Below are 22,511 nucleotides of genomic sequence, written 5' to 3'. Positions count from 1 at the left end.
GAGTTGAACCATGTCCGAGAACACCTACGACTACGTCATCGTCGGTGGCGGCACCGCGGGATCGGTGATCGCTTCCCGGCTCACCGAGAACCCGGACGTCACCGTCGCCGTCATCGAGGGCGGTCCCAGTGACATCGACCGCGACGACGTGCTGACACTGCGCCGCTGGCTCGGCCTGCTCGGCGGCGACCTCGACTACGGCTACACCACCACGGAGCAGCCGCGCGGCAACTCGCACATCCTGCACAGCCGCGCCAAGGTGCTGGGCGGCTGCTCGTCGCACAACACGCTCATCTCGTTCAAGCCGCTGCCCGGCGACTGGGACGAGTGGGCGGCCGCGGGCGCCGAGGGCTGGGACCACAAGGCGATGGACCCGTACTTCGGCAAGCTGCGCAACAACATCGTGCCGGTCGACGCCAAGGACCGGAACGCGATCGCGAGCGACTTCGTCGAGGCCGCGCGGGCCGCGACCGGCGTGCCGCGCGTCGAGGGCTTCAACAAGGGCCCGTTCAAGGACGGCGTCGGCTTCTTCGACCTGGCGTACCACCCCGAGAACAACAAGCGCTCCAGCGCGTCGGTGGCGTACCTGCACCCGCACATGGAGGCGGGCGACCGCCCCAACCTGACGCTGATGCTGGAGACCTGGGCGTACAAGCTGGAGTTCGACGCCACGGATGCGGGCCTGACCGCGCGCGGCGTGCACGTGCGCGGCAAGGACGGCGTCGAGAAGCTCATATCCGCGCGCACCGAGGTCCTCGTGTGCGCCGGCGCCGTCGACACCCCGCGCCTGCTGATGCACTCCGGCATCGGCCCGAAGGCCGACCTGGAAGCCCTTGGCATCCCGGTCCTGCACGACCTGCCGGGCGTCGGCGAGAACCTGCTCGACCACCCGGAGTCGGTCATCGTCTGGGAGACGAACGGGCCGATCCCCGAGAACAGCGCGATGGACTCCGACGCGGGCCTGTTCATCCAGCGGGACCCCGAGGCCGCCGGTCCGGACCTGATGTTCCACTTCTACCAAATCCCGTTCACGGACAACCCGGAGCGCCTCGGCTACGAGCAGCCGGAGCACGGGGTGTCCATGACGCCGAACATCCCCAAGCCGAAGAGCCGCGGCCGCGTCTACCTGACCAGCGCGGACCCCGAGGTCAAGCCCGCCCTCGACTTCCGTTACTTCACGGACGAGGACGACTACGACGGCAAGACCCTCGTCGACGGCATCAAGATCGCCCGCGAGATCGCCAAGACCGAGCCGCTGGCCGGCTGGCTCAAGCGCGAGGTGTGCCCCGGCCCCGACGTCACGGACGACGAGGCGCTCAGCGAGTACGCGCGCAAGGTCGCGCACACCGTCTACCACCCCGCGGGAACTTGCCGCATCGGTGCTGCGGACGACGAACTCGCCGTGGTAGACCCCCAGTTGAAGGTCCGCGGGCTGAATTCCATCCGTATCGCCGACGCATCCGTCTTCCCGACGATGCCCGCGGTGAACCCGATGATCGGGGTGCTCATGGTCGGGGAGAAGTGCGCCGAGTTGCTGGGTGGTGATGCGTGATGAGCGCGACCGTATCCTCTTCGTCCTCCGCGTCCTCCGCGTCCTCCGCGGGCGCCGGTGAGCGGACCGCCTCCGGGTCCGAGTCCGTGTTCGCCGTACGCAATCTGTGGAAGGTCTTCGGTCCGAAGGCCGACCGTGTGCCGGACCAGGCCGAACTGGCCGACCTGAGCGCCGCCGAACTGCGGGCGAAGACCGGCTGCACGGCCGCCGTGCGCGACGTCTCGTTCGACGTGAAGCGGGGCGAGGTCTTCGTTGTCATGGGCCTGTCGGGCTCCGGCAAGTCGACCCTCGTACGCTGCCTGACCAGGCTCATCGAGCCGACGTCCGGCACGCTGGAGATCGACGGCGAGGACGTCCTGGGCATGGACAAGTCCCGCCTGCGCGAACTGCGCCGCCACCGCGCGGCCATGGTCTTCCAGCACTTCGGGCTCCTCCCGCACCGCACGGTCCTCGACAACGTCGCGTACGGCCTGGAGATCCAGGGCGTGGGCCGCGCCGAGCGCCGCGCGAAGGCGATGGAGGTCGTCGCGAAGGTCGGCCTCGACGGCCTTGAACAGCGCCGTCCCGGGCAGCTCTCCGGTGGCCAGCAGCAGCGCGTCGGCCTCGCCCGCGCGCTCGCCGTCGACCCCGAAGTCCTCCTGTTCGACGAGCCGTTCAGCGCGCTCGACCCGCTGATCCGGCGGGACATGCAGGAGGAGGTCGTGCGCCTGCACCGCGAGGAGGGCCGCACGATGGTCTTCATCACCCACGACCTCCAGGAGGCACTGCGCCTCGGCGACCGCATCGCGCTCATGCGCGACGGCAAGGTCGTCCAGCTCGGCACGCCCGAGGAGATCGTGGGTGCGCCCGCCGACGACTACGTCCGCGAGTTCGTCCGGGACGTGCCGCGCGAGCAGGTCATGACCGTACGCAGGGCCATGCGGCCCGCCGATGCGGACGAGGCGGACCGGGGGCCGTCGATCGAGGCGGACGCGACGGTGTCCGAGGCGATCGAGGCGGTTGCCTCCAGCGGGTTCGCGGTGCGGGTGGTGGACCGGGGTGAGTGTGTCGGCGTGGTCGACCACGAGCTTCTGCTGGGTGTGGTTGCCGGTGTCTCCTCCGACACGGGAGCCGTCCCTACGCCGCGGGGCTCTGCCCCGGACCCCGCGCCTCAATCGCCGGCGGGGCTTGAAAAGCCTGCGGGGCTTGAAAAGCCCGAGCCGTCCGCCGGGCCGGAGAAGGCGGAGCCGCCGGCGGATGAGGGCGACGAGGGGACCGTGTGATGGCTGCTGCCGTAACGGCCGCTCCGGCCACAAGCACCAGTGACCGCCCCCGTCCCCTGTGGCGCAACCGCGCCCTCGGCAAGATCGTGCTGCTCGCCGTCGCCGCGGCGATCCTCGTCCCCCTGGCCATCGCCAAGTGGCACAACGGCACCTGGCCGGGCGCCCTCACCGTCAATCTCACCGAGCCCCTCGGCAACGCCACGGACTGGGTGATCGACAACCGGGACAGCCACCCGCTGTTCCTGTACTTCTTCGGCTACATCAGCAACGCGGTCGTCCTCTCCGTGCGCGCCGTCTACTTGGTCCTGCTCGCCGCGGGCTGGGCGGGCGTCACGGCGCCGGCCGGCCTGATCGCCTGGCGCGTCGCCGGCTGGCGCCTCGCCGCGTCCACAGCCGTCGCGTTCCTCGCCTGCGGCATCCTCGGCATGTGGGTGCCCACCATGCAGACGCTCGCGCTGATGGTGATCGCCGTGCTCGTCTCCGTGCTCCTCGGCGCCGTCCTCGGCCTCGCCGCGGGCCTGAGCGACACGATGTACCGGGCGCTGCGCCCGGTCCTCGACACCATGCAGGTGCTCCCGGCGTACGCGTACCTCCTGCCGGTCGTCCTCGTCTTCGGCATGGGCGTCCCGGCGGCGGTGCTCGCCACGGTCGTCTACGCCGCCCCGCCGATGGCCCGCCTCACCGCGCTCGGTCTGCGCTCCGCGGACGCCGGTGTGATGGAGGCCGTCACCTCGCTGGGCGCCACGGCCCGCCAGCGTCTGCTGAGCGCCCGCCTCCCGCTGGCCCGCAAGGAACTCCTCCTCGGCCTCAACCAGACGATCATGATGGCGCTCTCCATGGCCGTCATCGCCTCCGTGATCGGTGCGGGCGGCCTCGGTGACCGCGTCTACCAGGCGCTCGCCTCCGTCGACGTCGGCGCCGCGCTCGCGGCCGGCATCCCGATCGTGCTGCTCGCCGTCGTCCTCGACCGGGTCACGGCGGCGGCCGGCGAGCGGATGGGCGCGCACGACACGGCCCCGGCGCCGTGGAAGTGGGGCGTGGTCGCGCTCGGCACCGTGGTCGTCGCCCTGGCGACCCGTTTCATGGACCGCCTCGACTGGCCCGACGCCTGGACCGTGCACATCGCCTCGCCCGTCAACGAAGCGGTCGACTGGATGACGGACCACCTGTACTCCGGCGTCCCGTACATCGGCGGCACCGCCGACTGGGCCGCGCACTTCACCACGGGCGTCCTCAACCCGGTGCGCGACGGCCTCACCTGGCTGCCCTGGTGGTCGGTGCTGCTGATCGTCGCCGCGCTGGCCTGGCTGATCGGCACCTGGCGCACCGCGCTCACCGCGGTCCTCGCCATGGCCGCGATCGGCGTCCTGGGTGTCTGGAAGCCGTCGCTCGACACGCTGTCGCAGGTCATCGCCGCGGTCCTGGTCACCCTGGTCCTCGGCATCGCGATCGGCATCGCGGCGGCCCGCAGCGAACGCCTGGAGCGACTGCTCCGCCCGGTCCTCGACGTCTTCCAGACGATGCCGCAGTTCGTGTACCTGATCCCGGTCGTCGCCCTCTTCGGCGTCGGCCGCGCCCCGGCGGTCGCCGCGGCGGTCGTCTACGCGCTCCCCGCCGTCGTACGCATCACGACGCAGGGCCTGCGGCAGGTGGACCCGGCGGCGATGGAGTCGTCCCGTTCGATGGGCGCGACCACGTGGCAGCAGCTGCGCCAGGTCCAACTCCCGCTCGCCCGCCCGGCGTTGCTCCTCGCCGTCAACCAGGGCGTCGTCCTGGTCCTCGCCGTCGTCATCATCGGCGGTCTGGTCGGCGGTGGCGCGCTCGGCTACGACGTCGTCTTCGGCCTCGCCCAGGGCGACCTGGCCACGGGCCTCGTCGCGGGCGCCGCGATCGTCTGCCTGGGCCTGATACTGGACCGGGTGACGCAGCCGACGCAACGCCGCGACCGCACTGGAAAGGGGGCGTGACATGGGTATCCGTACGCGATTCACCGCACGCCTGACGCCACTGAAGGCGGTCATCGGCACCGGGCTGCTCCTCGCGGCCACGGGCTGCGGCGCGGCCGACATGACCAAGCAGTCCTCCCCGTACGCGAACGCGCAGGGCGCCAAGACGGTGACCCTCTCGGTCCAGTCGTGGGTGGGCGCGCAGGCGAACGTGGCGGTCGCCCAGTACCTCCTGGAACACGAACTCGGCTACCGGGTGGACACGGTCCAGGTCGACGAGGTCCCCGCCTGGGATGCCCTCAGCCAGGGCCGCGTCGACGCGATCCTGGAGGACTGGGGCCACCCCGACCAGGTGCAGCGCTACGTCAAGGACAAGAAGACGATCCAGCCGGGCGGCGACCTCGGCGTCACCGGTCACATCGGCTGGTTCGTCCCGACGTATTTCGCGAAGAAGCACCCGGACGTCACCAACTGGAAGAACCTCAACAAGTACGCCGACCAGTTGAAGACGGCGGAGAGCGGCGGCAAGGGCCAACTGATCGACGGCTCCCCGTCCTACGTCACGAACGACAAGGCGCTGGTCAAGAACCTGAAGCTGAACTACCAGGTCGTCTTCGCGGGTTCGGAAGCCGCGCAGATCACGCAGATGAAGCAGTTCGCCAAGGCGAAGAAGCCGTTCCTGTCGTACTGGTACACGCCGCAGTGGCTCACGAAGCAGGTGCCGATGACGGAGGTGAAGCTGCCCAAGTACAAGGAGGGCTGCGACGCCGACCCGAAGAAGATCACCTGCGCGTACCCGACGACGCCGCTCCAGAAGTACCTGAACACGGACTTCTCCAAGAACGGCGGCGAGGCCGCGCAGCTTCTGAAGAACTTCAAGTGGACGACGGACGACCAGAACGAGGTCTCGCTCCTGATCGCCGACAAGAAGATGTCACCGGAAGCGGCCGCGAAGAAGTGGGTCGACACCCACAAGTCGACGTGGAAGCAGTGGCTCCCGAAGAAGTAGCCACGCTTGCTCGCCCGCCCCGGGGCCCCGACCGCACTCAGCGGCCGGGGCCCCGGCGTCGTTCGTGACGTGGACTGTGACGCGTAATGACGAACGGGCCGTGCTGAGCCGTCACAGTCCAGTCAGCTCACACGACACCCGCGGCACAGCCCACCCGGCAGGGCTTCCGGGCGGCCCGGGCGGCCGCAGTCGGTGCACTCCATGAGGCGTGCGCGTACGGGTCCGGGGCCGGCGGGGGAGAGGCGGATCCGGTGCGGTGGCAGCTTGTCGCGGAGGCGGCGAGCGACGAAGTCGCGGGGTGAGTGGACGATGCCGGGCAGTCCGGCGGTCATGGCCTGCGTGAAGAGCTGCGGGTCGGGTTCGCGGGCCAGCCACTCGGCGGCGGCCGCTTCCAGGGCCGCGCAGTCCGCTGCGGAGAGGGTCAACCGGGGCTCGCGGAGGCCCAATTGGGCGAGACGGTGGTAGGCGTCGGTCCGGGCGGGCCGCTCCTGCTTGCGTTCCGGCTCCGGTACGTCCCCGTCGAGGAAACGGGCCCACCACTCGTCGCTGCGCGCGGTCCGTGACCAGTACGTGTGGAACACCCAGCGGATCGTGCCGCTCGCGGTGCCGGGGTCCGACAGCCGCCGTACGCGTCGCAGATGCCCGGCGGCGGACAGCTCGTTGAGCGCGGACCGCACGGCCGCCTGCCCGTACAGGGGTTGCGCCTTGGCAAGCGTCTTCGCGTCCATCGCGGCGTGCTCGGGGAGCGCGTCGATGAAGCCGGCGAGGTAGCGGGCGCGGAGGGGGAGATGGGCGAAGGTGTCGCGCCGGAGGGGGCGTTGGTCGGGGGCGCCGCGTTTTCCGTAGCCGGGGTTGGCCATGGGGTGTGCGGCGGAAGGCAGGGCGGGGATAGGGTTTTGGGTAGCCACGAGATCGCCTCTTACGGTCTTGGTGGTCAGACCCCGGCGGGTGTTGGTAGCACCCGGCCGGGGTTGTTTGTTGCCGCGAACGCTAGAGGTTCGCAACCCTGCGTCGCAACCTGATCGCGGAAAGTCATGAATCCTGGCCAACGGGCAGGGAGGGAGGGTGGGTTGAGACCCGACCTCCCATTCCTCAAAAGCAAAGCTCGGGTCCCGGGGCTCGAAGCTCAGGCGGCACGGGCGTGCGTCAGGAAGGCGTTCCATGCGGTCGCGGTGGCGGTGAAGGCCGGGCTTTGAGGGCCGAGCTTCGAGTCGCGGACGTGGATGCGGGTGGGGGCGGAGGACCGGGCGGCTTCGAGACAGTTGCCGCCTTCGTCGTCGCTGTAGCTGGATTTGAACCACGTCAGGGTCGGGGGCACGGTGCCTCAGCCACCTCTCTGATGAACTCGGCTGATTCGACGACGCTGAGCGCGTACATGCGGGTCATTCCATGCCGTTGCGTGAGCGCGCTGACGCGGGCCGGATCCGCGTACAGCACACCGGTTTGCGGCGCTTCCACGTACGCATAGTGCTCGTGTTCCGGAGTCTCCAGCAGGACGATGGGCCCGCCGAGCACGACACCGCACTCTCTGCCGACCGGTAGCACCTGGATCGGCACGTTGCGCAACTCGCCCCACTTCAGCAGCTGTTGAAGCTGCCCGCCCATCACCTCGGGCCCGCCCAGCTGCGACCGGAGTGCCGCCTCGTACAGGACGAAATTGAACAGCACGCTCTTGCCGCTCGAGCAGCGCCTTTGCGATCTGGAGCAGCCGCACCGTGGGCTTTCGGCGGCCGTTCTCCATGGACTTCACGTACTCGCAGCCGTAACCGGCCTCCTTGGCCAGTATCTCGCGGTCGACCCCCGCTTCCGTGCGCCACATCTTGATCTGGCTGCCGCAGTACCGCCACGCGAAGGTCCCACCGGGCCGCGAGATCTGGGCGCGCGCGTTCCTGTCCGGCGAGACGGCAACCCGCCTCCGCGTAGAGGTCACGGACGCGAGCCCCACGCTCCCCGCCGTGCGCACGCCGTCGGCGGGGGAGGAGTCGGGCCGCGGCCTGACCTTGGTGGTGCTGCTCGCGGGCGCGTGGGGAACGCGGCCGCGGGAGACAGGCGTGGGCAAGACGGTGTGGTTCGAACTGGGGCTCAACTACTCGCCGGCCTAAACGGTCTGGTCGCGGACCGCCGCGACCGCCTCGTCGAAGGCGTCCTCCACGCCGACGGCGCCGCCGCTGTCGACCCAGGCCTCAAGGGCGACGTCCGAGCAGGTCACGGCGCAGGCGACCAGGGCGTGCGCGCGCAGCCGGACCCTGGGGTCGTCGGCGTCTCCGAGCCGTGCGGCGACGTCCGGTACCAGCAGTTCCGTCCATTGCTGCTGCTTCTCGCCCCGGCGTGCGCGGAGGGCGGGGGACGCGTGCAGCATGCTGGTGATCTTGAGGAAGTCCTCCGAGTCGTACGGCAGGGACCGCAGGAGGACCACCAGGGCCGCGCGGAGGGCCTGCCACGGGGGTTCGTCGGTCGGCCGCTCCTCCAGCGCGGCCCGCAGCACCTGTCCGTGCGCGGCGTGGTCGCCGAGCACGATGTCCTCCTTGGTGCCGAAGTAGCGGAACAGCGAGCGCCGCGACATGCCGACCTCGGTGGCGATCTGGTCCATGTTCGTGGCCTCGAAACCGCGTTCCAGGAACAGCCGCATCGCGGTGGCGACGATCTCGGCCTGCACCGCTCGCCGGGTGCGCTCGCGCAGCCCCGTCGGGCGCCCCTGCTGATCCGTCATGAGCGGCAGCCTACTGCGCCTTGCACTCAGTACCTACTTGGCACCCTGTGACAAGTTTGGCTTTGCGTGCCATTATGCGGGCATCCACCACCGGAGGAGCAGCCCATGAACGCCGTCGACTACCGCGGTCGGACCACTCTCATCACCGGGGCCAGCTCCGGCATCGGCGCGGAGTTCGCGCGCCGGCTTGCCGGGCGGGGTTCGGACGTCGTTCTGGTCGCGCGCCGCCGGGAACGGCTGGAGGAACTGGCCGCCGAACTCGCCGCGCAGCACGGCATCCGGGCCGAGGCGGTCCCTCTCGACCTGAGCGTGCCCGGAGCGGGACGGGCGCTCGCGGAGGAGACGGAGCGGCGCGGCCTCAAGGTCACGAGCGTCGTCAACAACGCGGGCTTCGGTACCAGCGGACCGTTCCACGAGGAGGATCCGGAGCGCCTGCGCGAGGAGATTCAGGTCGACGTCGCGAGCCTGGTCGACATCAGCCGGGCGTTCATCGGGCCACTGCGGGCGTCCGGGAACGGGGTCCTGGTCAACGTCGCGAGCATGGCCGCGTATCTGCCCGTCCCCGGCATGGCCGTCTACGCCGCCACGAAGTCGTTCGTGCTGCACTTCACCGAGGCGCTCTGGTACGAGTCCCGCGGCACCGGACTGCGCGTCCTCGCGCTCTCCCCGGGGGCGACCGAGACCGAGTTCTTCGACGCCGTCGGCACGGAGGTGGCGGGCGCCGACTCCCGCCAGACGCCCCAGGAGGTCGTGACGGAGGCCCTGCGGGCCCTGGACCGCCGCACTCCACCACCGAGCGCCGTCTCGGGCCGCCGCAACCGCGCGATGGCGGCCGCGACCCGACTCATGAGCCGCAGGCGCGGGGTCCTGACGATGGGCAGCATGACGTCCCGTACGTGACCCCACCGCACGGGCCGGACCCTACGGGGCCCTGGTGCGCGGCGCGAGCATGGCGTGCTGGGGCGTCGGCGCCCGCTTCGGCACGGTCCAGGATCTGTCGGAGAGGTCACAGGAACGGGGCCGGAAACAGACGGGCCCCGGCGCCGTCACCCGCAGCCGGGACCCCGTACCCCACGCCCCCCGACGCTCAGCGCAAGCTCTCCGCGATCTCCCGCACAGTCGCCGCGGCCCGCCGCTGCAAGCCAGGGCCGAACGTCACCCGCGTCGCGCCCAGTTCGCCCCACTCTCGCGGCGACGGGCCGCCCGGAGGGGCGCCTACGTTGATCGGGCCCTCGATGGCGGCGCGCAGGGCCGGGACCGCGTCCGCCGGCGCGCCGATCGGGTAGACGCAGTCCGCGCCCGCCGCGACGTACAGGCGGGCCCGTTCGATCGCCTCGGTGATCGGGTCCGCCGCGCCGCGGATGAACGTGTCGACCCGGGCGTTAAGGACGACGCGGTCGCCCGCCGCCGCGCGGACCTCCGCCAGCCAGTCCGCCTGCTGCTGCGCGGACTTGAGGCCACCGCTCGCGTGGTCGGAGTCCTCCAGGTTGCAGCCGACCGCCCCCGTTTCCAGGAGCCGTTCCACCAGTTCCTTCGGCGCGAGGCCGTACCCCGCCTCGATGTCCGCCGACACCGGCACCGACACCGAGCGCACGATCCGGCGGACCGCCGCGAACATCTCGTCCGCGGGCGTCGACCCGTCCTCGTAACCGAGGGACGCGGCCACCCCCGCGCTCGGCGTCGCCAGCGCCGGGAAGCCGGCCTCCTCGAAGACGCGGGCGCTCGCCGCGTCCCACGGGCCGGGCAGCACCAGTGGGTCGCCGGGGGAGCGGTCGTGGTGCAGGGCAAGCAGTGCGGCGGCAGGGTTCACCATGCGGGGCCTCCTGGTTCGATGCGGCGGCTCACCATGAGCCGGTTCCAGGTGTTGATGACGGTGATCGCCGCGATGAGGTGGGCCAGTTCGGGTTCGCTGAAGTGCTTCGCCGCTGCCTCGTACACCTCGTCGGGGACGCCGCCGTCCGTCAGGAGCGTAATCGCCTCCGTCAGGGCCAGGGCAGCCCTTTCCCGGTCGTCGAAGACGTCGCCGGCCTCGCGCCACGCGCCCAGCATCGCGATGCGTTTCGGGCTCTCGCCGAGCTTGTCGACCGCGATGTCGACGTGCATGTCCAGGCAGAACGCGCATTCGTTGAGCTGGGAGGACCGGACGGAGACCAGTTCCGCCAGCGCCGGGTCGCCGAGGCCCTTTTTCGACGCCGCGCTCAGCGACTGCACCGCCGTACGGACCCCGGCGTCCAACTCCCGAGTACGGACCGTCACTTGAAGTCGCCCGGCGTGTAGTGGCCCGGCGACTGGCGGGTCGAGACGCCGAAGCGGTTCCACGCGTTGATGACCGTGATCGCGGCGATCAGCTGGGCCAGCTCCTTCTCGTCGAAGACCTTCGCCGCCTTCTCGTAGACCTCGTCCGGCACGAAGCCGTCCGTGAGGACCGTGATCGCCTCGGTCAGTTCGAGGGCCGCGACCTCCTTCTCCGTGTAGAAGTGCTTCGACTCCTCCCACGCGCTGAGCTGGATGATCCGCTCGACGCTCTCGCCCGCCGCGAGTGCGTCCTTCGTATGCATGTCGAGGCAGAGCGCGCAGCGGTTCAGCTGCGAGGCGCGGACCTTGACCAGCTCGGCGATCTTGGGGTCCACGCCCGCGCGGGCGGCCGCGTCGAGCCGGATCATCGCCTTGAAGACCTCGGGCGCGTGCTGGTGCCAGTCGAGGCGGGGGGTGTGCTCGTGCATGTACGGGGCGTTCTCGGTGCCGTTCTCGTTGTTCGTCATACTGCGAGCCTACGAAGGGAGTAGCCCAGGAGTATGGTCCATTTACGTGGAAGAATCTTGGGCCAATTCGGCGTCCGGGCGAGCGCTCGGCATCGATCTGCACCTCGACACCGGCACCTCGGGAGGCGGCCCCTCGGGAGGCGTCCGGCGCGGGCTCACCGACGCGCTCCGGGAGGCCGTCCGCGGCCGGCGGCTCGCCCCGGGCGCGCGGCTGCCCGCCTCCCGGACCCTCGCCGCCGACCTCGGCCTCGCCCGCAACACGGTCGCCGACGCCTACGCCGACCTCGTCGCCGAGGGCTGGCTCACCGCCCGGCAGGGCTCCGGAACCCGGGTGGCCGAACGGCCGGGGCGGGCGCCGACCCCGGCCCGGCCCACGAACCGCGTGCCCTTCGGCGGATACCGCTACGACCTCCAGCCCGGCCGCCCCGACCTCGCCTCCTTCCCCCGCGCCGAATGGCTGAAGGCCGCCCGCCGCGCCCTGACCGCCGCCCCGAACGAGGCCCTCGGCTACGGCGACCCCCGCGGCCGCCCCGAACTGCGCGGCGCCCTCGCCGACTACCTCGCCCGCGCCCGCGGCGTCCAGGCCTCACCGGAGCGCATTGTTGTCTGCGCCGGGTTCGTGCAGGGCATGATCCTGCTCGGCGAGGTGCTGCACCGGCGGGGCGTGCGCGACGTCGCCGTCGAGTCGTACGGGCTCGATCTTCACTGGGACTATCTGACCCGGCCCGGGCTCCGTACCCGGCCGCTGCCCTTCGACGAACTCGGCGCCGACGTGGGGGAGTTGCGCGACGAAGGGGTCGCGCTGCTCACCCCCGCCCACCAGTTCCCCCTCGGCGTCGCCCTGCACGCCCGCCGCCGCGCCGCCGCCGTCGACTGGGCGCGCCGCACCGGCGGGCTGATCCTGGAGGACGACTACGACGGCGAGTTCCGCTACGACCGTCAGCCCGTCGGCGCTCTCCAGGGCCTCGACCCCGACCGAGTCGTCTACCTCGGCACCGCCAGCAAGTCACTCGCCCCCGGACTGCGGCTCGGTTGGATGGTGCTGCCCGCGCCGCTCGTCGACGAGGTCGTCGCCGCCAAGGGCCACACCGACTGGTCCTGCGGCGTCCTCGACCAGCTCACCCTCGCCGAGTTCCTGGAATCGGGGGCGTACGACCGTCATGTGCGCGCCGCCCGGCTGCGCTACCGGCGCCGCCGCGACCAGCTCGTCGCCGCCCTCGCCGAGCGCGCCCCGGACGTCCGCGCCAGCGGCATCGCCGCCGGCCTGCACGCCGTACTGCGACTCCCGCCCGGCACCGAACGCTCCGTGGTGCAGGCCGCCGCCTGGCAGCGCCTCGGCGTCAACGGCCTCGCCGCCTTCCGGCACCCGGACGCGACGGCCCAGGCGCCGGACGCCCTGGTCGTCGGCTACGGCACACCGCCCGACCACGCGTGGCCGGGCGCGTTGGATACGCTGTGCCGCGTCCTGCCCTAGGGCAGGCCACACGCACGTAGCAGGTACAGGTACACGTACACGCATCACAGACGTACACGCATCACAACGGGGGAGAACGTCACGATGGACAACACCACGCAACGACGCCTGCGCTCCGGCACTGTCGCGCTCGGCGGCGTCGGCCTGCTGGCCGCCGCGCTCACCGCCTGCTCGTCCGACGCGGACAAGCGCTGCATCGACCGCAACAGCTACAACGCGTCCAAGGGCTACAAGGTCGTCTCCGACAGGTACTGCAAGTCCTCGTCCAGCACGAGCGGCAAGTCCTCCGTCAACGGCAGCTGGTACTACGGCGGTTCCAAGAAGGGCACCCGCGTCGGCGGCGGCTCCTTCAGCAAGTCCTCCGGCGGCGGCGTCACCCGCGGCGGCTTCGGCAGCGGCGGCAAGGGCGGAAGCTCCGGCGGCTGAGCCGGCCGGAGACACCGATGAAGCGACACACCATCACCCCGCGCCCCGGCTGGCAGCAGACCGTCGAGGAACAGGGGCTCATCTACCCGCTCACCCGCTACCCCGACGACTCGCTGCGCCCCTACTGGGACGAGAGCGCCTACTACGAGTTCTCCCTCCCGGAGGTCGAGGCGCTCGAAGAGGTCGTCGAGGAACTGCACCGGATGTGCCTCGCCGCGGCCGAGCACATCGTCGCCCACGACCGCTTCGCCGACCTCGGGATCACCGACCCGCGCGTCGCGGCCGCGGTCGCCGAGGCATGGCAGCGACGGGCCGAACTGCCCTCCGTATACGGCCGGTTCGACCTGCGGTACGACGGCACGGGCCCGGCGAAGATGCTGGAGTACAACGCCGACACCCCGACCTCGCTCGTCGAGGCCGCGTCGCCCCAGTGGTTCTGGATGGAGGAGCGGTTCCCCGGCGCCGACCAGTGGAACTCGCTCCACGAGCGGCTCATCGACGCCTGGAAGAAGCAGGCCGCCCTGCTCCCGCCGGGAACCCCGCTCTACTTCGCGCACTCCTCGGCCGACGAACTCGGCGAGGACCTGATGACCGTCGGCTACCTGAAGGAGACCGCCGAACAGGCGGGCCTGGACACCGACTGGATCTCCATGGAGGAGATCGGCTGGGACAGCATCTCCGAACGGTTCGTCGACAACCAACTCCGCTACATCCGCAGCTGCTTCAAGCTGTACCCGTGGGAGTGGCTGACCACCGACGCGTTCGCCGAGCACGTCATCGCCGGCCTCGACAACGGCGGCGGCACGGGTACGACGATGTGGATCGAGCCCGCCTGGAAGATGCTGCTCAGCAACAAGGCGCTGCTCGCGATCCTCTGGGAGCTGTACCCGGACCACCCGAACCTGCTCCCCGCCTACCTCGACGGACCGCGCGAACTCGCGGCCGCCGACGGCCCCGGCTACGTGTCCAAGCCGCTGCTCGGCCGCGAGGGCGCGGGCGTCACGATCCACGCGCCGGGTTCCGAGCCGGGGGTCGTGCCGCAGACACCCGAAGAGCCCTGCTGCTACCAGCAGTTGAGCGAGTTGCCCGACTTCGACGGCAACCGCGTCGTCCTCGGCGCGTGGGTCGTCGAGGACGAGGCGGCCGGCCTGGGCATCCGGGAATCGGCGGGGCTGGTCACGGACGAGTACGCCCGCTTCCTGCCCCACGTCATCCTGTGAGCCGTGCGGACGGGACTTAGGCGCCGAGCACCGCGCGGAGCTGATCGAGGCCCCAGTCCAGATCGTCCTTGCTGATCACCAGCGGCGGGGCGATCCGGATGGTGGAACCGTGGGTGTCCTTCACCAGGACCCCGCGGTCCATCAGCTTCTCCGAGATCTCCCGGCCCGTCCCGAACGACGGGTCGATGTCGACGCCCGCCCACAGACCGCGCCCGCGCACCCCGGTGACCTTCCCCGTACCCGTCAACAGGCTCAGCTCGGCGTGCAGATGCTCGCCCAGCTCCGCCGCCCGCTCCTGGAACTCGCCGGTGCGCAGCATCGCGATCACCTCCAGGGCGACCGCGCACGCGAGGGGGTTCCCACCGAACGTCGAGCCGTGTTCGCCCGGCCGGAACACTCCGAGCACGTCCCTGCCCGACACCACCGCCGACACCGGCACGACCCCGCCGCCCAGCGCCTTGCCCAGGATGTACATGTCCGGCACCACGCCCTCGTGCTCGCACGCGAAGGTGCGGCCGGTGCGGCCGAGGCCCGACTGGATCTCGTCGGCGATGAAGAGGACGTTCCGCTCGCGCGTCAACTCCCGTACGCCTGCCAGATATCCGGGCGTCGGGACGAGCACGCCCGCCTCGCCCTGGATCGGCTCAAGGAGCACCGCCACCGTGTCGTCCGTGACGGCGGCCCGCAGCGCGTCCAGGTCCCCGTACGGGACGATGTCGAAGCCCGGCGTGTACGGGCCGAAGTCGGCGCGTGCCTCCTCGTCGGTGGAGAAGCTGACGATGGTCGTCGTCCGGCCGTGGAAGTTGTCGGAGGCCACCACGATCCTGGCCCGCCCGTCCGGCACGCCCTTCACCCGGTAGCCCCACTTCCGGGCGGTCTTCACGGCGGTCTCGACGGCCTCCGCGCCGGTGTTCATCGGCAGCACCATCTCCATGCCGCACAGCTCGGCGAGCTGCGTGCAGAACGCGGCGAACCGGTCGTGGTGGAACGCCCGCGAGGTCAGTGTCACCCGCTCCAGCTGGGCCTTCGCGGCGTCGATCAGGCGGCGGTTGCCGTGCCCGAAGTTCAGCGCCGAGTAGCCGGCCAGCATGTCGAGGTAGCGGCGCCCCTCGATGTCCGTGAGCCACGCGCCCTCGGCGGTGGCGACGACCACGGGCAGCGGGTGGTAGTTGTGCGCGCCGTGCTCGTCGGCGAGGGCGATTGCGGTTTCGGTGGCACTCACGGGATCTCCGTTCGTCGCGGCTCTGCGGTGAGCGGGCCGAGCGTGTTGAGCGGGCTTGTGGCCCCTTCCTATCGTCGCTCGGGATGTGGACGCGGAAACCTCGCCGTGCGCCGCGCCCGGTACTGTGAGGGGCAGGGCCGTGACTGGCGCGCTGGGATGGGATCGACCATCGGGGAGCGGCCCGAGCAGTGTGTGCCGTGCGCCTGGGCCGACCACCCGTGATCCGACCGTGTCCGGAGGCTGCCCCCATGACCGACCCCACCCCTGAATCCATCGCGTACCGCGCCGCCCTCGATGTCGTGCGCGCCGTGGAGCCGCGCGTCGCCGACGCCATCGGGCAGGAGCTCACCGACCAGCGCGAGATGCTCAAGCTGATCGCCTCGGAGAACTACGCGTCCCCGGCGACCCTGCTGACCATGGGCAACTGGTTCAGCGACAAGTACGCCGAGGGCACCGTCGGCCGCCGCTTCTACGCCGGCTGCCGCAACGTCGACACCGTCGAGTCGCTCGCCGCCGAGCACGCCCGCGAGCTGTTCGGCGCGCGGCACGCCTACGTGCAGCCGCACTCCGGCATCGACGCCAACCTGGTCGCCTTCTGGGCGGTGCTCGCCGACCGCGTCGAGGCGCCGTTCCTCGCGAAGACCGGGGTGCGGCAGATCAACGACCTGACGGAGGCGGACTGGGCGGAGCTGCGGCGCGCCTTCGGCAACCAGCGGATGCTGGGTATGTCGCTGGACGCGGGCGGCCACCTCACGCATGGCTTTAGGCCGAACATCTCCGGAAAGATGTTCGATCAGCGGTCGTACGGGACCGACCCCGCCACCGGGCTCATCGACTACGAGGCGCTGCGCGCGCAGGCCCGCGAGTTCAAGCCGATGATCATCGTCGCCGGGTACTCCGCGTACCCGCGGCTCGTGAACTTCCGGATCATGCGGGAGATCGCCGACGAGGTGGGCGCCACGCTCATGGTCGACATGGCGCACTTCGCGGGGCTCGTCGCCGGCAAGGTGCTCACCGGTGACTTCGACCCGGTGCCGCACGCGCAGATCGTCACCACGACCACGCACAAGTCGCTGCGCGGGCCGCGCGGCGGCATGGTGCTGTGCGACGACTCGCTCAAGGACCAGGTCGACCGGGGCTGCCCGATGGTGCTCGGCGGGCCGCTGCCGCACGTCATGGCCGCCAAGGCGGTCGCCCTCGCGGAGGCGCGGCAGCCGGCGTTCCAGGACTACGCGCAGCGCATCGTGGACAACGCGCGGGCGCTGGCGGAGGGGCTGATGCGGCGCGGCGCGACGCTGGTCACGGGCGGCACCGACAACCACCTCAACCTCATCGACGTGGCGTCCTCCTACGGCCTCACGGGGCGCCAGGCCGAGTCGGCGCTGCTCGACTCCGGCATCGTCACCAACCGCAACGCGATTCCGGCGGACCCGAACGGGGCCTGGTACACGTCCGGGATCCGGATCGGTACGCCGGCGTTGACCACGCGGGGGCTCGGTACCGGTGAGATGGATGAGATCGCGGGGCTGATGGATCGTGTACTGACGGCCTCCGAGCCGGGGACCACGAAGTCCGGGGCGGTGTCGAAGGCGAGTCACGTGCTGGAGCCGAAGGTCGCGGACGAGGTGGCCCACCGGGCGGCGGATCTGTTGGCCGGGTTCCCGTTGTACGGCCAGATCGACCTGGGCTGATCCCCTCCGGGGCGGGGCGGGCGTCACGGGGCTGTGCCCCGTCCGTTCGTGACGGCCCCCCGTCCTCCGGCCTCGGGGCTCCGCCCCGGGCCCCGCGCCTCAAGCGCCGGCGGGGCTGATTTCGCCGCACCGTCGTCGCGGCCTCGGGGCTCCGCGGGCTCTCGTCCGCCGACGGGGCTTGATTTACCGGCACCGGTGTTGCGGTCTCGGGGCTCTGCCCCGGGCCCCGCTGCTCAATCGCCGCAGGGGCTTGAAATACCGGCACCGGCGGCACGGGACCGTAGCGCCGGTGCAGTCGGCGAGATGCCTCGCGGCGTACCGATCGCGTGACATGGCTCCCCGTGCAGCCCGCGTCTCGCGTGACGAAGCCCGCGGCACTGCGAAACCCCCGGCACTCCCACCACCGCACACCGGAAACCGCCGCCTAAAGGTCGACCAGTTGCTGGCGCGGCCCCCGTGGGTCCCGGGGAACCCGTGGCCCCCGGGAGCGGAGCCACCACCACACCGCCGTCGCCGCGGCGAGGCCCGCGGACAGGCCCGCAAGGCCCCACCACACCGGGTTCCGGTCGGGGCGCTGACCGGAGGGATGGGGGGTCGGGAAGACGCCGGAGCGTGTCAGCTGGTCGACCAGGGGGCGGGACGCGTGGTGCCAGCGGAGGTCGTCGTCGTTCACGTCGACCATCGGATCCGTGCGGATCCACGGCGTGCCGTCCTCCGCGAGGATCAGCTGGTCCTGGCGCTCGATGGCCGTGTCGGTGCCGGGCGCGCGGTGGGTCTGGGGCCAGCCGGCGACACCGGTCAGGCCCCACACGATCGTGGCCACCACGGGTGGGAAGTGCCCCTCCTGCCAGTCGTCCGGCACCCGCTCGGTCACCGTGTCGAACCCCGTCGTCAGGCGCTCAAGACGGTCGAAGTTCCGGTCCTCGCTGTGCAGGGCCACCGAGGGCCCCGCCGGGGCACCCGGCGCGATCACCACCGCCAGATCCGGCACGTCCATTCCCGACCTCGGATCGGTCGGCCGCGCCCACGCCGCGGGCGCCGCCGCGACCATCAGCGCCACCACAACAAGCAGCCCCCGCCCCCACCGAAGTCCAGCCGCCCGCTCACCCTGCACCGCCACGAGCAGCCTCCGGACCCGCCGGGCCCCACCCCCTCGTCCCCCCTGCATCGCCACTCCCGTCGACACGCCCCCGCGTGACTCCCGCCACATCGTCAAGCTACCGGCGGGCACCGACAACGACCAGGCCGCATCCCAGGGCGCATCTCACACCGCAGCCACGCCGCGCAGGACCTTTGGCCGCTGCGGAGCTGTGTGGCGCACCTGAGACAATGAGGCACATGGCCTCTGATGTTCGCCCTCGTGTGCTCTCCGGTATCCAGCCCACCGCCGGCTCGTTCCACCTCGGCAACTACCTCGGCGCGGTCCGCCAGTGGGTGGCGCTGCAGGAGTCCCACGACGCCTTCTACATGGTCGTGGACCTGCACGCGATCACCGTGCCGCAGGACCCGAAGGAGCTGCGGGCGAACACCCGGCTCGCCGCCGCGCAGCTGCTCGCCGCGGGGCTCGACCCGGAGCGCTGCACGCTGTTCGTGCAGAGCCACGTGCCCGAGCACGCGCAGCTGGCCTGGGTCATGAACTGCCTCACCGGCTTCGGCGAGGCGAGCCGCATGACGCAGTTCAAGGACAAGTCGGCGAAGCAGGGTGCGGACCGGGCGAGCGTCGGACTGTTCACGTATCCGGTGCTCCAGGTCGCCGACATTCTGCTGTACCAGGCTGATCAGGTGCCGGTCGGTGAGGACCAGCGGCAGCACATCGAGCTGACCCGCGACCTCGCCACGCGCTTCAACGGCCGCTTCGGCGACACGTTCACGCTCCCGGCGCCGTACATCCTCAAGGAGACGGCGAAGATCTACGACCTCCAGGACCCGTCGATCAAGATGAGCAAGTCGGCGTCCACGCCGAAGGGCCTCATCAACCTGCTCGACGAGCCGAAGGCGACCGCCAAGAAGGTCAAGAGCGCCGTCACCGACACCGACACCGTGATCCGCTACGACGCGGAGAACAAGCCGGGCGTCAGCAACCTGCTCAGCATCTACTCCACCCTCACCGGTGCCGGTATCCCGGAACTGGAGGAGAAGTACGAGGGCAAGATGTACGGTGCGCTGAAGACGGACCTGGCCGAGGTCATGGTGGACTTCGTGACACCGTTCCGGACCCGTACGCAGGAATATCTGGACGACCCGGAGACGCTTGACTCGATCCTGGCCAAGGGCGCGGAGAAGGCGCGGTCCGTCGCCGCGGAGACCCTTTCCCAGGCCTACGACAAGGTCGGCTTCCTGCCCGCCAAGCACTGAGCCGAGTACCGAAGCGTTCCGTACGCAGCCGCCCGCCCGCCACAAGACGACAGGAGTATGACGTGGGGACCGTAACGATCGGTGTCTCGATCGCGGTCCCGGAGCCTCACGGCAGCCTGCTCCAGGAGCGGCGCGCGGGCTTCGGCGACGCCGCGGCGCACGGCATTCCCACGCACATCACCCTGCTCCCGCCGACCGAGGTGGACAGCGGCGACCTCACGGCGATCGAGGCGCACCTGGAGGAAGTGGCCTCCGGCGGGCGCCCGTTCGCGATGCGGCTGTCCGGCACGGGCACGTTCCGGCCGCTGTCACCCGTCGTGTTCGTGCAGGTCGTCGAGGGCGCCGAGGCCTGCACCTGGCTGCAGAAGCAGGTGCGGGACGCGTCGGGCCCGGTCTCCCGCGAGCTGCAGTTCCCGTACCACCCGCACGTGACCGTGGCGCACGGCATCGACGAGGACCTGATGGACCGCGCGTTCGCGGAGCTCGCCGAGTACGAGGCGGCCTGGGCGTGCACCGGCTTCGCGCTCTACGAGCAGGGCGCCGACGGGGTGTGGCGCAAGCTGCGGGACTTCGCCTTCGGCACGTCCGCGCTGCCCTCCCAGACCTCGGGCCGCACGACCCGCGGCCCGAAGCTGCCCGCGAGCTGACCCTCCGTACGGCTCAGACCGGCAGCCTGCGGAACACCGGCCTCGGCACATGCCGCAGCGCCGACATCACCACGCGCAGGGTCCCCGGCACCCACACCGTCTCCGACCTGCGCCGCAGCCCCGTCTCGATGGCCACCGCCACCGCCTCCGGCGTGGTGGCCAGGGGCGTCTCGGCCAGCCCGGCCGTCATCCTCGACCGTACGAAGCCGGGGCGGACGATCATCACGTGCACGCCCGTCCCGTGCAGCGCGTCCCCGAGGCCCTGCGTGAACGCGTCGAGGCCCGCCTTGCTGGAGCCGTAGATGAAGTCGGCGCGGCGGACCCGCTCGCCCGCGGCCGACGACAGGACGACGAGCGAGCCGTGGCCCTGGGACTGGAGCGCCCGCGCGCAGACGAGGCTCGCGGCGACGGCGCCCGTGTAGTTGGTCTGGGCGACGCGGACCGCCGACATCGGGTCGTCCTCGTCGCGGGCCTGGTCGCCGAGGATGCCGAACGCGAGCAGCACCATGTCGATGTCGCCCTCGGCGAAGAGCTTGCCGAGCGTCTCCTCGTGCGCGGTGGGGTCCAGCGCGTCGAAGGGGACCGTACGCGTGTCGGCGCCCATGGCGCGCAGACCGGCGGCGGCCTCGTCGAGCGCGGCGGACGGGCGGCCCGCGAGCCACACGGTGCGGGTGCGGCGGGCGACGAGGCGGCGGGCGGTCGCAAGCGCGATCTCGGAGGTGCCGCCGAGGACGAGCAGGGACTGGGGAGTGCCGAAGGCGTCTTTCAACGGGGGCTCCAGGAAGGCGGGTCGGGCGGGCGGCGGGTCACAGGTTCAGGCGCCGTGACAGGTCCGAGCGGAACACCGCCCGCGGGTCCCAGCGCGCCCGCAGCGAGCGGAAGTCGTCGAGGCGCGGATACATGGCGGCGAGCAGCTCGGGCCGCAGCCGGGAGTCCTTGCCGAGGTGGACCCGACCTCCCGCGGCGGCCACCTCCTCGTCCAATTCGTCGAGCAGAGCGCCAAGTTCGGGCAGGTTCGCCGGGATGTCGAGCGCGAGCGTCCAGCCCGGCACCGGGAACGACAGCCAGCCGGGGTCCCCTTCGCCGAAGCGCTTGAGGGTGGCGAGCAGGGACGGGCAGCGGCGCCCGGCGATCCGGCGCACGATGCGGCGCAGCGCCTCCACCTCGCCGTGCCCGACGGTGAACTGGTACTGCACGAAGCCACCGCGCCCGTAGAGGCGGTTCCAGTGCGGGACGCTGTCGAGCGGGTGGAAGTGGGTGGAGAGCTTTTGCAGTTCGCCCGTGCGGACGCGGGGCGCGCTGCGGTACCGGAGCTCGTTGAACAGGCCGACGCTCGTACTGCCGAGCAGTCCGTCGGGGAGGAAGTCCGGGGCCGCGGGCAGCCGCGCGGGGCGGAACTCCAGCGGGGTCCTGCGAGCCCGTGCGGGCAGCGCGTCGAGCGGCGCGTGCTCGGCGCGCGTGAGCACGCCGCGGCCGGTCGCGGCGCCGCGGGCGAGGAGGTCGACCCAGGCGGCGCGGTAGTGGTGGTGGGACGTGTCGGCGAGCCGGGCCAGCAAGTCGTCGAAGTCGGCGGCCCGTTCGGTGTCGACCGACATCAGCGACGTCTCCACGCGCTGGAGTTGGACGGTCGCGGTGAGGACGATCCCGGTCAGGCCCATGCCGCCGGCCGTCGCGTCGAACAGCTCGCTGCCGCGCTCCACGACGCGTACCCCGCCGTCGGCGGTGAGGAGCTCGAGCATGGGGACGTGGCGGGCGAAGGAGCCGCGGGCGGGGTGGTTCCTGCCGTGGATGTCCGCGCCGATCGCCCCGCCGACCGTGACGTAGCGGGTGGCGGGGGTGACCGGCAGGAACCAGCCGAGGGGGAGGAGCACTTCCATGAGGCGGTGCAGCGACACGCCCGCGTCGCACAGCACGGTGCCGCCCGCGGCGTCGATGGCGTGGATCCGGTCGAGCCCCGTCATGTCGAGGACGGCTCCGCCCGCGTTCTGCGCCGCGTCCCCGTAGGCCCGGCCGAGTCCCCGCGCGATGCCGCCCCGGCGCCCCGTGGCGGCGCAGTCCCGGACCGCGAGGACCGCGTCCTCGTAGGAGCGGGGGCGGATCACACGGGCCGAGGTGGGGGCGGTGCGGCCCCAGCCGCTGACCGGTACGGAGTGCGGGAGGGCGGGGAGAGTGGATACGGGGTCGGTAGCGGGGTCGGCAACCATGACCGTGACCGTATCGCCCGAAGGTGCGAAG

Annotated in this window: 23 protein-coding genes and 1 riboswitch; of the genes, 12 read left to right on the top strand and 11 right to left on the bottom strand. The window is 71.4% G+C overall.

Annotation, left to right across the window (positions count from 1 at the left end):
- Positions 1-10: 10 nt before the first annotated feature.
- From ACIA8D_RS01185 to ACIA8D_RS01170, 4 genes are all read left to right on the top strand, one after another.
- Positions 11-1,552 carry a GMC family oxidoreductase gene (locus tag ACIA8D_RS01185; RefSeq protein ID WP_399227832.1) on the top strand — a complete coding sequence of 514 codons (1,542 nt, stop codon included), beginning with the start codon at positions 11-13 and terminating at the stop codon, positions 1,550-1,552.
- Positions 1,552-2,814: a glycine betaine/L-proline ABC transporter ATP-binding protein gene (locus tag ACIA8D_RS01180; protein ID WP_399227831.1), complete on the top strand. Its 1,263-nt coding sequence runs from the start codon at positions 1,552-1,554 to the stop codon at positions 2,812-2,814. The genes ACIA8D_RS01185 and ACIA8D_RS01180 overlap by 1 nt, the downstream gene beginning before the upstream one ends.
- Positions 2,814-4,781 (top strand): ABC transporter permease, encoded by a 1,968-nt coding sequence (locus tag ACIA8D_RS01175; RefSeq protein WP_399227830.1) that lies wholly within the window; start codon positions 2,814-2,816, stop codon positions 4,779-4,781. Before ACIA8D_RS01180 ends, ACIA8D_RS01175 begins: the two co-directional genes overlap by 1 nt.
- Before the next feature lie 100 nt (positions 4,782-4,881).
- Positions 4,882-5,769 carry an ABC transporter substrate-binding protein gene (locus ACIA8D_RS01170; RefSeq protein WP_399228051.1) on the top strand — a complete coding sequence of 296 codons (888 nt, stop codon included), beginning with the start codon at positions 4,882-4,884 and terminating at the stop codon, positions 5,767-5,769.
- A gap of 122 nt (positions 5,770-5,891) precedes the next feature.
- On the opposite strand, the gene ACIA8D_RS01165 is transcribed toward ACIA8D_RS01170, so the two are convergent.
- The 3 genes from ACIA8D_RS01165 to ACIA8D_RS01155 all read right to left on the bottom strand — a co-directional run bounded on the left by ACIA8D_RS01165 (position 5,892) and on the right by ACIA8D_RS01155 (position 7,437).
- On the bottom strand, positions 5,892-6,629 hold the full coding sequence (locus ACIA8D_RS01165) for a hypothetical protein (RefSeq protein WP_399227829.1): 738 nt from the start codon (positions 6,627-6,629) through the stop codon (positions 5,892-5,894).
- A gap of 266 nt (positions 6,630-6,895) precedes the next feature.
- Positions 6,896-7,087: a DUF397 domain-containing protein gene (locus tag ACIA8D_RS01160; RefSeq protein ID WP_399227828.1), complete on the bottom strand. Its 192-nt coding sequence runs from the start codon at positions 7,085-7,087 to the stop codon at positions 6,896-6,898.
- Positions 7,072-7,437 carry a Scr1 family TA system antitoxin-like transcriptional regulator gene (locus tag ACIA8D_RS01155; protein ID WP_399227827.1) on the bottom strand — a complete coding sequence of 122 codons (366 nt, stop codon included), beginning with the start codon at positions 7,435-7,437 and terminating at the stop codon, positions 7,072-7,074. Before ACIA8D_RS01155 ends, ACIA8D_RS01160 begins: the two co-directional genes overlap by 16 nt.
- Before the next feature lie 140 nt (positions 7,438-7,577).
- Between ACIA8D_RS01155 and ACIA8D_RS01150 the strand changes: the two genes are divergently transcribed.
- A complete protein-coding gene (locus tag ACIA8D_RS01150; RefSeq protein WP_399227826.1) occupies positions 7,578-7,871 on the top strand; it encodes an ATP-binding protein in 294 nt (97 codons plus the stop codon).
- Here the strand turns inward: ACIA8D_RS01150 and ACIA8D_RS01145 are convergent.
- The gene (locus tag ACIA8D_RS01145) at positions 7,868-8,479 is read right to left on the bottom strand and encodes a TetR family transcriptional regulator (RefSeq protein ID WP_399227825.1); all 612 of its coding nucleotides are present in this window, start codon (positions 8,477-8,479) and stop codon (positions 7,868-7,870) included. The genes ACIA8D_RS01150 and ACIA8D_RS01145 overlap by 4 nt on opposite strands.
- 105 nt (positions 8,480-8,584) lie before the next feature.
- Here ACIA8D_RS01145 and ACIA8D_RS01140 point away from each other — a divergent pair, with 105 nt between their 5' ends.
- Positions 8,585-9,379, top strand: a complete 795-nt coding sequence (locus tag ACIA8D_RS01140) for an SDR family NAD(P)-dependent oxidoreductase (protein WP_399227824.1) — start codon at positions 8,585-8,587, stop codon at positions 9,377-9,379.
- A 187-nt stretch (positions 9,380-9,566) separates the two neighbouring features.
- Here ACIA8D_RS01140 and ACIA8D_RS01135 read toward each other — a convergent pair whose 3' ends face one another.
- The 3 genes from ACIA8D_RS01135 to ACIA8D_RS01125 are packed head-to-tail and all read right to left on the bottom strand — an operon-like array spanning position 9,567 to position 11,241.
- Complete coding sequence (locus ACIA8D_RS01135) at positions 9,567-10,289, bottom strand: isocitrate lyase/phosphoenolpyruvate mutase family protein (protein WP_399228050.1); 723 nt, start codon at positions 10,287-10,289, stop codon at positions 9,567-9,569.
- Positions 10,286-10,735, bottom strand: coding sequence for a carboxymuconolactone decarboxylase family protein (locus ACIA8D_RS01130; RefSeq protein WP_399227823.1), 450 nt, complete (start codon positions 10,733-10,735; stop codon positions 10,286-10,288). Before ACIA8D_RS01130 ends, ACIA8D_RS01135 begins: the two co-directional genes overlap by 4 nt.
- Positions 10,732-11,241 (bottom strand): carboxymuconolactone decarboxylase family protein, encoded by a 510-nt coding sequence (locus ACIA8D_RS01125; RefSeq protein ID WP_399227822.1) that lies wholly within the window; start codon positions 11,239-11,241, stop codon positions 10,732-10,734. The genes ACIA8D_RS01130 and ACIA8D_RS01125 overlap by 4 nt, the downstream gene beginning before the upstream one ends.
- Positions 11,242-11,287: 46 nt before the next feature.
- Between ACIA8D_RS01125 and ACIA8D_RS01120 the strand changes: the two genes are divergently transcribed.
- The 3 genes from ACIA8D_RS01120 (at position 11,288) to ACIA8D_RS01110 (ending at position 14,361) form a co-directional block, all read left to right on the top strand.
- Positions 11,288-12,715, top strand: coding sequence for a PLP-dependent aminotransferase family protein (locus ACIA8D_RS01120; protein ID WP_399227821.1), 1,428 nt, complete (start codon positions 11,288-11,290; stop codon positions 12,713-12,715).
- A gap of 84 nt (positions 12,716-12,799) precedes the next feature.
- A complete protein-coding gene (locus ACIA8D_RS01115) occupies positions 12,800-13,141 on the top strand; it encodes a hypothetical protein (RefSeq protein ID WP_399227820.1) in 342 nt (113 codons plus the stop codon).
- A 17-nt stretch (positions 13,142-13,158) separates the two neighbouring features.
- Complete coding sequence (locus ACIA8D_RS01110) at positions 13,159-14,361, top strand: glutathionylspermidine synthase family protein (RefSeq protein WP_399227819.1); 1,203 nt, start codon at positions 13,159-13,161, stop codon at positions 14,359-14,361.
- Positions 14,362-14,377: 16 nt separating this feature from the next.
- Here ACIA8D_RS01110 and rocD read toward each other — a convergent pair whose 3' ends face one another.
- Positions 14,378-15,583 (bottom strand): ornithine--oxo-acid transaminase, encoded by a 1,206-nt coding sequence (rocD, locus tag ACIA8D_RS01105; RefSeq protein WP_399227818.1) that lies wholly within the window; start codon positions 15,581-15,583, stop codon positions 14,378-14,380.
- A gap of 129 nt (positions 15,584-15,712) precedes the next feature.
- Positions 15,713-15,799, top strand: a riboswitch (ZMP/ZTP riboswitch).
- Between the two features lie 32 nt (positions 15,800-15,831).
- Here rocD and ACIA8D_RS01100 point away from each other — a divergent pair.
- Positions 15,832-17,274 carry a glycine hydroxymethyltransferase gene (locus ACIA8D_RS01100; RefSeq protein ID WP_399227817.1) on the top strand — a complete coding sequence of 481 codons (1,443 nt, stop codon included), beginning with the start codon at positions 15,832-15,834 and terminating at the stop codon, positions 17,272-17,274.
- Between the two features lie 424 nt (positions 17,275-17,698).
- Here the strand turns inward: ACIA8D_RS01100 and ACIA8D_RS01095 are convergent, their stop codons facing one another.
- Positions 17,699-18,271 (bottom strand): hypothetical protein, encoded by a 573-nt coding sequence (locus tag ACIA8D_RS01095; RefSeq protein ID WP_399228049.1) that lies wholly within the window; start codon positions 18,269-18,271, stop codon positions 17,699-17,701.
- Positions 18,272-18,612: 341 nt separating this feature from the next.
- On the opposite strand from ACIA8D_RS01095, the gene trpS reads away from it, so the two are divergent.
- On the top strand, positions 18,613-19,629 hold the full coding sequence (gene trpS / locus ACIA8D_RS01090; protein ID WP_399227816.1) for a tryptophan--tRNA ligase: 1,017 nt from the start codon (positions 18,613-18,615) through the stop codon (positions 19,627-19,629).
- Between the two features lie 62 nt (positions 19,630-19,691).
- Positions 19,692-20,276, top strand: coding sequence for a 2'-5' RNA ligase family protein (locus ACIA8D_RS01085; RefSeq protein ID WP_399227815.1), 585 nt, complete (start codon positions 19,692-19,694; stop codon positions 20,274-20,276).
- Between the two features lie 13 nt (positions 20,277-20,289).
- Here the strand turns inward: ACIA8D_RS01085 and ACIA8D_RS01080 are convergent, their stop codons facing one another.
- Positions 20,290-21,045, bottom strand: coding sequence for a decaprenylphospho-beta-D-erythro-pentofuranosid-2-ulose 2-reductase (locus tag ACIA8D_RS01080; protein WP_399227814.1), 756 nt, complete (start codon positions 21,043-21,045; stop codon positions 20,290-20,292).
- A gap of 37 nt (positions 21,046-21,082) precedes the next feature.
- Positions 21,083-22,480, bottom strand: coding sequence for an FAD-binding protein (locus ACIA8D_RS01075; protein ID WP_399227813.1), 1,398 nt, complete (start codon positions 22,478-22,480; stop codon positions 21,083-21,085).
- Positions 22,481-22,511: the final 31 nt, after the last annotated feature.

This window comes from Streptomyces sp. NPDC051684 (assembly GCF_044453445.1).
GTDB lineage: Bacteria > Actinomycetota > Actinomycetes > Streptomycetales > Streptomycetaceae > Streptomyces.
This window is presented reverse-complemented; position numbering and strand designations above follow the sequence as displayed.

Excerpts from the sequence above, each read along its gene's own strand:
- ACIA8D_RS01185 (WP_399227832.1), top strand. The coding sequence starts at position 11 with ATGTCCGAGAACACCTACGACTACGTCATCGTCGGTGGCGGCACCGCG.
- ACIA8D_RS01180 (WP_399227831.1), top strand. The coding sequence starts at position 1,552 with ATGAGCGCGACCGTATCCTCTTCGTCCTCCGCGTCCTCCGCGTCCTCC.
- ACIA8D_RS01175 (WP_399227830.1), top strand. The coding sequence starts at position 2,814 with ATGGCTGCTGCCGTAACGGCCGCTCCGGCCACAAGCACCAGTGACCGC.
- ACIA8D_RS01170 (WP_399228051.1), top strand. The coding sequence starts at position 4,882 with ATGACCAAGCAGTCCTCCCCGTACGCGAACGCGCAGGGCGCCAAGACG.
- ACIA8D_RS01165 (WP_399227829.1), bottom strand. The coding sequence starts at position 6,629 with ATGGCCAACCCCGGCTACGGAAAACGCGGCGCCCCCGACCAACGCCCC.
- ACIA8D_RS01145 (WP_399227825.1), bottom strand. The coding sequence starts at position 8,479 with ATGACGGATCAGCAGGGGCGCCCGACGGGGCTGCGCGAGCGCACCCGG.
- ACIA8D_RS01140 (WP_399227824.1), top strand. The coding sequence starts at position 8,585 with ATGAACGCCGTCGACTACCGCGGTCGGACCACTCTCATCACCGGGGCC.
- ACIA8D_RS01125 (WP_399227822.1), bottom strand. The coding sequence starts at position 11,241 with ATGACGAACAACGAGAACGGCACCGAGAACGCCCCGTACATGCACGAG.
- ACIA8D_RS01115 (WP_399227820.1), top strand. The coding sequence starts at position 12,800 with ATGGACAACACCACGCAACGACGCCTGCGCTCCGGCACTGTCGCGCTC.
- ACIA8D_RS01110 (WP_399227819.1), top strand. The coding sequence starts at position 13,159 with ATGAAGCGACACACCATCACCCCGCGCCCCGGCTGGCAGCAGACCGTC.
- ACIA8D_RS01100 (WP_399227817.1), top strand. The coding sequence starts at position 15,832 with ATGACCGACCCCACCCCTGAATCCATCGCGTACCGCGCCGCCCTCGAT.
- ACIA8D_RS01095 (WP_399228049.1), bottom strand. The coding sequence starts at position 18,271 with ATGGACGTGCCGGATCTGGCGGTGGTGATCGCGCCGGGTGCCCCGGCG.
- trpS (WP_399227816.1), top strand. The coding sequence starts at position 18,613 with ATGGCCTCTGATGTTCGCCCTCGTGTGCTCTCCGGTATCCAGCCCACC.
- ACIA8D_RS01075 (WP_399227813.1), bottom strand. The coding sequence starts at position 22,480 with ATGGTTGCCGACCCCGCTACCGACCCCGTATCCACTCTCCCCGCCCTC.